At 43.2% G+C, this 704-nt stretch carries 3 tRNA genes; all 3 read right to left on the minus strand.

The window, feature by feature from the left end:
- Nucleotides 1–343: 343 nt before the first annotated feature.
- A tRNA-Val gene (locus QTN95_RS20935) sits at nt 344–419 on the minus strand.
- A 66-nt stretch (nt 420–485) separates the two neighbouring features.
- Nucleotides 486–561 (minus strand) — tRNA-Lys (locus tag QTN95_RS20940).
- Between the two features lie 2 nt (nt 562–563).
- Nucleotides 564–631: transfer RNA gene (locus QTN95_RS20945), tRNA-Glu, on the minus strand.
- Nucleotides 632–704: the final 73 nt, after the last annotated feature.

The following is a 704-nucleotide window of genomic DNA, read 5'->3' on the forward strand; positions in this document are numbered from 1 at the left end:
CTTTGTTAGTCACCAAAGTTGTCTGCATTTTTATACATGTGCAGACACGATTTTGCCGGACTCAAATATAAACATCACAAGGATGTTTCCAAGAACACTTGAATGTGTGTTGGTACCTAATTTTCTCTTTATTAGAGAAAGTTAGGATTTGAGAACTTTTAATTTGAATAACAACGCATATCAAAGATATGGGGATTGTTGTTATTCGTCAGCTTTCCAAATTGTTAAAGAGCAAATCACTTCCTAAGAAGTTCATTTTCTAAAGACTCTCGGAGTCGAAAATACCAACCACATACGCTTAACTGAAGTGGTTTGGAATTCCTATCCAAAAATACTTAGAGAATGGTGGGCGATACCGGGCTCGAACCAGTGACCCCCTGCTTGTAAGGCAGGTGCTCTCCCAACTGAGCTAATCGCCCACATAAGTTTCCTGTTGTTTTTACTTTAGTAAAGTAAAACAAAGGCCATTCCTTCGTGGAGAAGAATGGTGGGTCGTGCAGGATTCGAACCTGCGACCAATTGATTAAAAGTCAACTGCTCTACCAACTGAGCTAACGACCCAATGGTATCCCGTAGGGGAGTCGAACCCCTGTTACCGCCGTGAAAGGGCGGTGTCCTAGGCCTCTAGACGAGGCTACCTTGTTACGACTTCACCCCAGTCATGAACCACAAAGTGGTGAGCGTCCTCCCGAAGGTTAAACTAC

Source organism: Vibrio sp. M260112 (assembly GCF_036533775.1).
Lineage (GTDB): Bacteria > Pseudomonadota > Gammaproteobacteria > Enterobacterales > Vibrionaceae > Vibrio.